General features: G+C 38.1%; 9 protein-coding genes. 5 read left to right on the top strand and 4 right to left on the bottom strand.

Going from position 1 to position 9,103, the window contains the following annotated elements; translation table 11 throughout:
* Window positions 1-41: 41 nt before the first annotated feature.
* Window positions 42-1,442: a DNA cytosine methyltransferase gene (locus SP041_RS01055; RefSeq protein ID WP_137297198.1), complete on the bottom strand. Its 1,401-nt coding sequence runs from the start codon at window positions 1,440-1,442 to the stop codon at window positions 42-44.
* A 120-nt stretch (window positions 1,443-1,562) separates the two neighbouring features.
* A complete protein-coding gene (locus SP041_RS01050) occupies window positions 1,563-1,769 on the bottom strand; it encodes a hypothetical protein (protein ID WP_137297197.1) in 207 nt (68 codons plus the stop codon).
* A gap of 288 nt (window positions 1,770-2,057) precedes the next feature.
* Between SP041_RS01050 and SP041_RS01045 the strand changes: the two genes are divergently transcribed.
* The 4 genes from SP041_RS01045 to SP041_RS01030 all read left to right on the top strand — a co-directional run bounded on the left by SP041_RS01045 (window position 2,058) and on the right by SP041_RS01030 (window position 6,173).
* Window positions 2,058-2,666 (top strand): OmpA family protein, encoded by a 609-nt coding sequence (locus SP041_RS01045; protein ID WP_170968510.1) that lies wholly within the window; start codon window positions 2,058-2,060, stop codon window positions 2,664-2,666.
* A gap of 451 nt (window positions 2,667-3,117) precedes the next feature.
* Entirely contained in the window at window positions 3,118-3,666 is a 549-nt protein-coding gene (locus SP041_RS01040) for a hypothetical protein (protein WP_137297195.1), read from the top strand.
* Between the two features lie 276 nt (window positions 3,667-3,942).
* Window positions 3,943-5,118: a Na+/H+ antiporter NhaA gene (nhaA, locus tag SP041_RS01035; protein ID WP_137297194.1), complete on the top strand. Its 1,176-nt coding sequence runs from the start codon at window positions 3,943-3,945 to the stop codon at window positions 5,116-5,118.
* A gap of 53 nt (window positions 5,119-5,171) precedes the next feature.
* Complete coding sequence (locus SP041_RS01030; RefSeq protein WP_137297193.1) at window positions 5,172-6,173, top strand: hypothetical protein; 1,002 nt, start codon at window positions 5,172-5,174, stop codon at window positions 6,171-6,173.
* A gap of 38 nt (window positions 6,174-6,211) precedes the next feature.
* On the opposite strand, the gene SP041_RS01025 is transcribed toward SP041_RS01030, so the two are convergent.
* Window positions 6,212-6,622, bottom strand: coding sequence for a hypothetical protein (locus SP041_RS01025; RefSeq protein ID WP_137297192.1), 411 nt, complete (start codon window positions 6,620-6,622; stop codon window positions 6,212-6,214).
* A 184-nt stretch (window positions 6,623-6,806) separates the two neighbouring features.
* Window positions 6,807-7,667 (bottom strand): VWA domain-containing protein, encoded by an 861-nt coding sequence (locus SP041_RS01020; RefSeq protein ID WP_137297191.1) that lies wholly within the window; start codon window positions 7,665-7,667, stop codon window positions 6,807-6,809.
* Window positions 7,668-8,178: 511 nt separating this feature from the next.
* Here SP041_RS01020 and SP041_RS01015 point away from each other — a divergent pair.
* The gene (locus SP041_RS01015; protein ID WP_137297190.1) at window positions 8,179-8,832 is read left to right on the top strand and encodes a hypothetical protein; all 654 of its coding nucleotides are present in this window, start codon (window positions 8,179-8,181) and stop codon (window positions 8,830-8,832) included.
* Window positions 8,833-9,103 lie beyond the last annotated feature (271 nt).

Here is a 9,103-nt window from a genome sequence, read left to right as displayed (position 1 = left end):
CAAAAAATATCGAACCACTATACATTAAAATCAATTAATATCTACACTATTTGTTCCGAAGTACATAGTATTTCTTTTTTCAAAAAACTGCCTAAATGACAACCAATCGCTTGCCATAACTTTTTACTCACTCCGTTTCCAAGTAACCGGTTCGCCGCACTTGAAGATCCCTTTGCACTTACCATTGGTGTGTCACCATTAATGATCTTTTTGACTGCAACAAACATTCTGTCGGGCAACAATCTAATACGCGCATGTTCAATAGACTTAATTTGTCTTTGCAATCCATCGACAGTTGGATGGGCAATCATCGGCGAGCCTACTTTTGGAGAAGAGTATGTTGCCGTTATTGTAGCAATTAACTTCTCAGTCCCATTGTAGAGCATGTTTTTATAGTTTAAGTTTGGGTCTAGTACCTTTTTCTTAACGTGCGCCATTTCCCTCCAAAGCTCTGAGTCCAGTGGCACTGGGTCTAAGAAGTCACCTAGAATATTATGCTGAACTTCATCTCCAGGGGAAACACTGCTCAAGTTAACCTCACCCAATCCGTCACTTATAGCAACAACACAGACTCTTCGACGTGCCTCTAGCTCTCCAAATTCGTGGCCATTGAAGACACATTCTTCGAAACGATACCCTTTCATTTCACGCTTAATAATATTAAGTGTTTTAGACTTAACAAATGCAGGCGTGTTTTCAAACACAACAATGGCAGGATTGATTTTTTCAAGTGCGGCCAATAGCTTAACGAATAAAGTACCTGCGATTGGATGATCTAAATCTCTATTTTCTTTTTTACATAATGTCGACTGGCCAACACATGAGTACCCCACCTCTACCATATCAGCAGGTTTTAACTCTGAAAGGTCTAAGTTTTCTAGCGCGTCAACAGAAACAAATGCATCATGGCTTGCGGTGTCCCACATAGGGTTCCCAGAAAGATTGCATTCCATTGCAATAGGACAAATGTCATTTGCGAATGTTATTTGAGAATCAATCCCTGCTCTCTTTAACCCCTCTTTGAGGTGATAGCTTAGCATGCCTAACCCAGAGAAGAATGACGATGTTCTGATTGCTTCACCATTCATTACCGCTTGTAGAATATTACGCTCTCTCGAGAGTTTTTGAACATCTGCATAATGAAGGCTAATAACGACTTTGCCTTTTCTAAAAGTGACCGTAACAAAGTCAAACTCTCCAACTGACTCTGCTGTCTTTTTATTTTTTAGCTCAAGCAAAGCACCTCTTCCAGTATCCATTATCTTGTTTTTTCCATTTTCATCTAACTTAATGGTAATGGAATTTTTGCTGTACTCGATATCAATAAGTGAGTTTTCAGGAAGACCAGCACTTCTTAATGTATCGCTATTTTGAATATAGATTCTTGCTGCACCACTTTTTAGTTTTTTAACTGCATAACGATGAATTCTTTTAATAAACATGCAGGCCTCTTTTGTTATTTTATTTAATGGTTAATATACAAGATATTATATATTAATCTGGTTACGGGTCAATAAAAACAACTAAGTGATACCAAGTAATATTTAAAAATACAACGTTACTTAAGTGGCTTTATTGTTAAAAGCGGCCCTTTCGATCACTCTTCCAGCTTTTTTCAACTTGGCAATGATGGCATCTTCATACTCACGCTCATCTTCTAAGTCTGGTACTCTGCTACAATAGAACTCGATTGCAGATAGGAGCTCGTTTGCGGTACCGCGTGTGCAAGTCAACGTTAATTTGATTTTCTCATCTTCTTTTGTACTCATTATTTTTCCTTTAACAGCAAAGGCCGTTTTTTATAATATTAGTGGAGACGTAGCTTACAGATAAGTGTACCACATACACCAAACAAATAAAGATAACTCTTTTTTTTCATTAAGATAGAGTTTGACTTAACTTAAAAATATACAAAGCCTAGTATTGTCAAAACCTCAAGATTCGGTATAATATATGATTATTGATTGTTGAATTTACTTTATTTAATGCCACTTTGGATACAAAAAAGAGAGACACATATGTTTAAATCACCAATAATTGCTTCCTCATTGCTACTTATGCTTACCGGTTGTCAGACAACCCACTATAACGCGGCCACTGATCAACAAGAGACGACTAATCTAGTTAATGGCGCAATTGTCGGATGTACTGTAGCTGGCACTTCAACAGCCGTCACAGGCAATGGAGAGCTAGGCATTCAAGGATGTGCGGCGGGGCCGGCAGTAGGAGGACTAATTGGCTCAAAAATGGACCAACAAGAAGAGGACTTCAGAAGAGAGCTTGCTGACACGGGCGTTATAATCAAGCGTAATGATGACCATATTAAACTTATTCTCTCTGGTGATATTTTATTCCCATCTGGAAGTGCAAAGGTATCTCAATCGATTAAGTCAACGCTAAGAAGTGTTGTTAAGGTGCTAAAAATGCATCCTCATGCGTCACTTCAAGTTGATGGGCATACTGACAACATCGGTGACCACTCACTTAACCATGAGCTGTCCTTGGCCAGAGCTCGTTCTGTTGCCACCTACTTCCATGCCTCTGGTCTAGCTTATGGTCGAACAAATATTGATGGTTTTTCTGATTCTGTCCCTCTTTGCTCTAATGAGTCTGAGCATGGTCGAAGATGTAACCGCCGCGTAGAGTTGACTATCTTCCCGAACTAGACAATTTAATCATTAAGTTAATTCCAGTTGATGTTGTCTAATATTGGAATTAACTTCCACCGAATACAGGCGATTTTGGTCTTTTTTGCAAAAGATTAAGGCGCCAGCTCCCTCTTTCCCTCTCTTTTGAACGAAAAACTCATTAAATTAATTGCCAGTTATACTGGATTTGACATGGTAACCGCGAAAATTAGGTCCATGAAATGTAATATTAATAAAAATCGATGCTTTACTAGTTAGCTTAGATCTTAATCCATGCCCGAAAAGCGCTAACTCAGAGAAACTGTGTGCTGCAGGATAAAAATGTTCATTCGTGGAATTTATCGATCGGCCAAACATCCAGGCACAATAACTTTTAAGTTTTCCCTCTGTCGACTCTTCGCAATGGGCCAACTTTAAATTGTTGCCCAAACAAGTTAAAATACATTAAATTATTTTTTGGAATCAATTAATGTCAAACTTAAACTCTCTCCCACCTGGCTTTAGACTTGAAAAAGTAAAAGATGAATTCTCACAGTTATTTGGGACGCATAAAACCGGCAATGCATCATTTGCAGAGTCTATTGCTAACAATGGGTTCGATTTAAGTCGATGTGGCAGCACCGCTAAAGACTCAGGCGCCCCAAGTTGCTTGTTTGAAAATGATCCCATTGGTGTTTTCTCAAATCCAAGCAACGATAGCTCATCAAAAGCCCTTTTACACCCTGGTGACGGCTATGTTTTCTTCGAGGTCAGCCCTGAAGCACTTGTGCTGGTTCATGACATGAGTGGAGGTGATGCTAAAAGAGCCATTAAGGCGCATTACGGAAGCGGAACTAGCAATTTCATAACATCATGCCTTGTTTCGACGGGAGCGCATCTTGTCGCTGACAGCTTTCTTGATACTGAAATGATTGTTTTACGCCCGAACATCATAAAAATAAAAGAAGCAGGCATCTTTGAAGGTCAGAAATATGAGGTTACAGACCCTTACGATTTCGATTCCACTGCATCGTATTAGCAACTATTCATGCTACCATCAGTCCATTTTTTGGTAGCAATTTGCACTATTAATCATTAAATCTCCCCCCTATTTTTAACTACTGATAAATTGTGCATGTTCGATTTTTTCATGCTTCTATCAAGCACACCTCTTAATATTTGTTCCCTAATATCTGTCAATACATCCTGTTATTTTTATTGATGCCAACTCGCTCAAATAGACCTGTATATTGACTTAAGGCTGAATAGTAATATATTAACCAATTATTTTATTTGTCACACCTATGGGAAAATCATGAAACGTTTGAAGAAGCATATAGAAGACTTTATAGCCCTTGAGTCCGCAGGAGGCATTGCATTGATCATGTCAGCAATTGTAGCGCTAGCCTGGTCTAACCTTGGGAATGCAAGCTATGAGCAATTCCTTCACTTACCGCTAAAATTTAATATGTTAGGGCTCGAAGTTGATCTGGGATTACATCACTTTGCAAATGAAGGTTTAATGGCCATCTTTTTTCTTCTTGTCGCCGCAGAGCTTCGAGAAGAAGTAAAAGAAGGCAGGCTGTCTTCTTTTGAACAGCTTGCATTGCCAGTAAATCTAGCTTTTTCCGGGTTCGTTATGCCTGCATGCATTTTCCTGTTATTAACTGGGTTCAGTGCGGATACAATATCAGGCTGGGCAATATCAACAACAACCGATATTGCATTTGCATTAGGAATATTAGGCCTTTTTAGCAAGCGCGTCCCTCTTGGCCTTAAAGTTACATTACTGGCCCTTGCCATTTTTGACGATCTAATGGCTATTGTGGTGATAGCAATCGGCTACTCCAAAGGAATAGACACAACCTACATCATGCTATCTGGAGCGGCAGTGATTGTTCTGTTCGCAATGAAATACTGTCGCGTTGTCAACTTAGTGCCTTATTTTATCGTCGGGTTTGTGCTTTGGGCATTTATGGTTAAAAGCGGCGTTCATGCAACACTATCAGGGGTTATTCTTGCATTTGCCATTCCTTATGGGCCTACTGAAGACAAAAGAATGCCACTTAAAGACATTCAGCACAGCTTACACGAATTTGTCGCATTTTTTGTTGTGCCTTTATTTACCATATGTAATGCTGGCGTCTATATAGAAAACGTTAGCTTCGACAATCTTTTAGATCCAATCTCAATTATTATTGCGACGTCATTATTCGTAGGTAAAACAGTCGGAATATTCATTATTGCCTGCTTTTTAATTCTAACAGGTTGGGTTAAGAAACCTGACAACACCACATTCCCTATGCTGCTGGGTATGTCTATGATTGCGGGCATAGGCTTCACCATGTCCTTGTTTATCGGCGAGCTTAGTGATATCGACCCTGTATCATACAAAGTGGGCGTTTTACTTGGGACAACGATTTCTGCCGTTGGTGGCTCTATTGTACTGTGGTTCTCTTTGCCTAAGGCACACGAATTGATATCTAAATAATTCAGTTACTCAATGTCGCGAACAACAGCGAATATTCTAATAATTAAAAGGAAATGCAGCAGAACGATATGAAGGATAACTTAAATCGTTCTGCTCTCTATTTTATGAAAAAACTTCTTTCAATAGCCATACTGGCCGGGCTTGCATTTAATGCAAATGCTTCAAAGCACAGTGTTATAACAAACATGAAGCATTCAGAGCAATCTATTAGCTTTAAACACGAATTGTTAACGTATAATTTTACGGTAGATAACTATCGAAATTATGGATTTAAATTAAAAACAAATTCACTATCTGTAAACATAGATGACATTAGCTATCGACGAGACTTTAATTTATCTGATGTTTATAAAATCCCAGAGTTCAAGACGCGAATCGACCAGATAGTACGGTCATATGAGCGTTCAAACGGCATTAAAGTTGAATTTGAACTGTCTTATTCTCAGGGCTTTAAGTTTATAGCATCGGCTAAAAGCCAGAAAAAGGCAGATAGTGCTGCCAAAGAAGTTAGAGGCCTGGTCGAGGTTGAGGTCACTAAGATGGCAGAAGAGTATTTTCATCATACTACCATCGGCGACGCATCCTTTTTTGACTATAAATTTGCACTCAAAACACAAGCCTCTGTGGGACAAAGCATATACCGAAAAACACAGCCAATTGTTAGCCTCATGAACAATCCATTAGACCAACTTCAATTCTATCTCGACTTTGTACAAGCAATCCCTTATGACTACGGCGAGCTTGAAGGGCACTACTTTAGAACACCGCTGGCTGTTCTGATGGATAACAAGGGCGACTGTGACGAGAAGGCGTTACTTTTGGTTTCAATACTTGAACACCAGTTTCCTGACCGTGAAGTTGCAATATTGGCGTTTAAAAATATACCACACGCTATTGCTGTCATTGAATCTGAGAAACCGATGAGCCTTTCATTTAGCTACGAAGGAAAAAACTACATCCCTTTGGAAACGACAGCTAATATGGATTATGGTGTGATAGGTAATAAGATTAAAGAAGAGATCATGAAGGGAGCGTTCTATTTATTCTCTTCTTAAAATATATTTGCAGGAATTTCCTGCAAATAACTTTCGGCTTAAGCGTATGCGCCTGCTTCACGACCTTTGAAGAAACGGCCTCTTGGGAGCATATCGTTAGGGCTTTGTTTATGCATCCAATCTCTAAAAGCATGAGACTTATTGGCATTCACTGTAGTTGGTGCAACTTCACTCTTTACAGTGTTAGCACTTTCTTTTTTAGCTTCTACTGGCTCATGATTGCTTTTTAGCTCTACTGGCTTGTTCTGGCCTGCTTTGAACTTGCTAACCCATTCTTCTAAATTCATTGCACCCAGTGTTTTTTCTGACGTACTGGTCTCTTTTAAGCTTTCACCTACAGTACCAGACCAGTGCCAAACTCCATCTTTCTTTAGTAAAGAAAATTGCATTTCATCAAGATTGGCTTCCGTTCGGATTGCTTTCTCAATTTGTGCTTTCGTTAATGCCATGTTTATCCCCTGTTTAAATTTAAAAAAACGCGATAGATATTCAATATGTTTCACGCTATTAATTGTTAACGCAATATACCACATACAGAATATTTCGCTAACAATTAATTGGAATATTATACTATAAATGGTATTTAAAGGCTCATATGAGTCAATAAACAAAAGGCGCTTTGCAAAAGTAGTGTTATAACGCCTGTCTAGTCCGACTCCATCCGATATAGCGTATAATCATCAAACTAACAGTTAATTTGTTTTGAAAATCCCCCTGGTTCTCAATAGAAAAAAAGCCAACATTATTAAAACTATCTTCATTGATCATGTTTTTAATGAAAGCGAATTTTCGAAAAATTCCTTTGTTGGTAAAGCAGACCTGCTCCTCTTGCTCTTTTCCTATCAGTAAATGAAAAAAGGATTTAAGTCTTCCTGTTTTAGATAATGATGATTTGTCATTATTGATAACTGCGGGAACTGGCTCGTCATCTTCTCCGATACCTATAAATTGAAAAAAGATAGATGACGATGACATCTCTTTCATTACCCTGGTTGCCCGCCCCTTGTCTAAAGCTTCACCATCTGTAATGAAGGCAACATAGGCAGGAATGTCACTATTATTCTGCTCATAAAAATCGACAACAGTATGAATCGCATTTGAATATTTTGTATCACCCATTGTAGGGGCCGTCTTAAGTGATTCACAGAAGGCATCAACATCACTTGCTTCAACTGTCCCTAAGAGCTCAGCATGATTGCCAAAACCGAACACATCAACTTTTGTTTCTGAATCTAACAAAAGCCCCATCATGATGGTTTTCTTTACCACATCACCAGCAATCCCATTTCTAATTGCCTCTCTCATGCTTGCTGACATATCTAAACAGACGCCAACACGGACTTTTGCATTGATTTCAATTGCATCATTTGGGTGACTGCTGGTGGCTGCTATTCTTTCCTGTAGCAAAGCCGATTGTTTTTTAACTTTTTTTAATGAGTATATTTTCAACCTAACCGATTGCTTTTTAACTTTTTTTAATGAGTGTATTTTCAACTTAATGCCTTTAATTTGTTGTCTCTTAAACCTTTAAGTACGATCTTAACAAAGCTTTTATATAACTATTTCTCTTTATTAAAAAACACATAGAAATAAAAGAGACTTGAAGTAGAACGACTCACTAATCCTGAGTCATTATTTTAATAGAGTATAATTAACTTCACTGTATTTTTATATTTATTGTTTTAATTTTTGTAAAGCAGTCAAATTAGGCTGTGAAGTATTTAAAAGATGCCCGGCAAAGCCGGAATTATCCAGTTCCCTATCTCTTATCCCTTTTTGAGCTCTGTAATGAATTATGTGATACACATTAGCACCAAAGAAAAAGTGTAAATTCTTATGTGATACATTTAAAAAGCGACCCAGATAGCCTGCACAAATGATGTAAATTAAATTACGATACAAAAACTGCTTACTTTTAAATCACTTGCATCATGACACCATTTGATTAAACTGTTATATATTAATCATCATATATTCAGCAGCATGTACATAAGGATATCTAACTATGAAGCACATATATTTAAAAATAACACTTATCGGCATCTCTCTCACAACCTTTTCCGCATTCGCCAAAGAAGACTCAATAGAATTTAGTCTCGGCTCAGGCGCAGCACTCAGCTACGGTGAAGACATAACAATAAAACGCTCTGGCAGCGCTGATGTAGATTTGGGCGTTGTTAATTTTGACACGAATCCCTTTGAAGCCCCCATCTACTATGATGTTAGGCTAGCAAAATGGAAAGATAATAGCGCTTGGGAACTAGAGTTTGTACATCATAAGCTTTACATGGACTCAAGCGACCTAGATAACGACCAGGGCGTAGATGTCTCTAACTTTGATATCAATTACAACCTGCTATACGGTAACTATGCCAAAGAGATTACACCGAACAACATCGCACGTTTCGGGGCAGGCCTAGTCATTCCGAGCAGTGAAATAACAATTAATGGCGTTAAAAGTAACCAATCGTACAAAATCGCTGGTGCCACTTTTCAATTAGGCATAGAGCATGACTTCCCAATTAATCAATATTTAATCTTTAGCATAGAAGGAAAAATGACCTATTCATACGCCAAAATTGAAGTAGAAAATAGCTCAGCAATGGTCCCAAACACAGCGGTTCACTTGCTTTTCCACCTAAAATATTCTTTAAAATAGTAAGCATTCAGCAACAGAAGTTCTTCTTCTGTTGCTGAACACTTTTTCCTCCCGTAAAAAATAACTTATTTCTTGTTTAAATTCCGAGCAAATAATCACTCAGTATGAACACATCCTGAACCGCTCCGCTTCAAAAAAATATCTCTATCACCCAATAAACCAAAATAAACAAATAGCATGGCCTTTACAAAAGCTTAAAAACATCGAGACAACCTCCAAGATTACTTTGACTGATAATACAATAATTGATATAATATATACTTAATTAACT

The sequence above is a fragment of the Psychromonas sp. SP041 genome, from assembly GCF_000470315.2.
Taxonomy (GTDB): Bacteria; Pseudomonadota; Gammaproteobacteria; order Enterobacterales; family Psychromonadaceae; genus Psychromonas.
Note: the sequence above shows the minus strand (reverse complement) of the source record. Positions and strands in the feature narration are given on the sequence as shown.

Excerpts from the sequence above, each read along its gene's own strand:
- SP041_RS01055 (WP_137297198.1), bottom strand. The coding sequence starts at position 1,442 with ATGTTTATTAAAAGAATTCATCGTTATGCAGTTAAAAAACTAAAAAGT.
- SP041_RS01050 (WP_137297197.1), bottom strand. The coding sequence starts at position 1,769 with ATGAGTACAAAAGAAGATGAGAAAATCAAATTAACGTTGACTTGCACA.
- SP041_RS01045 (WP_170968510.1), top strand. The coding sequence starts at position 2,058 with ATGCTTACCGGTTGTCAGACAACCCACTATAACGCGGCCACTGATCAA.
- SP041_RS01040 (WP_137297195.1), top strand. The coding sequence starts at position 3,118 with ATGTCAAACTTAAACTCTCTCCCACCTGGCTTTAGACTTGAAAAAGTA.
- nhaA (WP_137297194.1), top strand. The coding sequence starts at position 3,943 with ATGAAACGTTTGAAGAAGCATATAGAAGACTTTATAGCCCTTGAGTCC.
- SP041_RS01030 (WP_137297193.1), top strand. The coding sequence starts at position 5,172 with ATGCAGCAGAACGATATGAAGGATAACTTAAATCGTTCTGCTCTCTAT.
- SP041_RS01025 (WP_137297192.1), bottom strand. The coding sequence starts at position 6,622 with ATGGCATTAACGAAAGCACAAATTGAGAAAGCAATCCGAACGGAAGCC.
- SP041_RS01015 (WP_137297190.1), top strand. The coding sequence starts at position 8,179 with ATGAAGCACATATATTTAAAAATAACACTTATCGGCATCTCTCTCACA.